The following is a 426-nucleotide window of genomic DNA, read 5'->3' as shown; positions in this document are numbered from 1 at the left end:
GCGAGGTGTAGGCCGGTATCGACCGGCTGCGGTACACATGTTTGAGCCACTGCTGAGTGAGCATCGCGCTCAGGCCGCCAGCCGCCAGAATCAGTGGCGGCAGCAGCGGCGACCAGGGGAAATACAGGCTCAGCAACAAACCGAGCAGCACGCCGTTGTAACTGAATAATCCGGCCTGGCGATCCGCCTTGGCGTAGTTGCGCCGCTGTGCAGTGAGCAACCCGGCGACGGCACCGAGCAGCGCGCCAGCGAACAGCACCGGTGCCGTCAGCAGGATCGCCAACAGGCACAACAGGCCGCACAACGGATGGCGCTGGAGGAATATCTGACTGAAACCGTTGAGCAAAGCCTCGGCCCAGTCGGGGCAGTGGGTGTTGAAATGATTGGCAGGCATGTCGAGAAAATCTGGGCAGTTGGAAAATCAAA

1 protein-coding gene is annotated in these 426 nt (G+C 61.0%); it reads right to left on the bottom strand.

Annotation, left to right across the window (positions count from 1 at the left end; translation table 11 throughout):
* The coding region (locus tag DBR24_RS22455; protein WP_146189103.1) for an urea transporter at positions 1 to 394 on the bottom strand (394 nt) is incomplete at its 3' end.
* Positions 395 to 426 lie beyond the last annotated feature (32 nt).

Origin of the sequence: Pseudomonas sp. HMWF006 (assembly GCF_003061205.1) — a bacterium.
Taxonomy (GTDB): Bacteria; Pseudomonadota; Gammaproteobacteria; order Pseudomonadales; family Pseudomonadaceae; genus Aquipseudomonas; species Aquipseudomonas monsensis.
The sequence above is the reverse complement of the archived record's forward strand: the minus strand, read 5'-3'. Positions and strand labels throughout refer to the sequence as shown.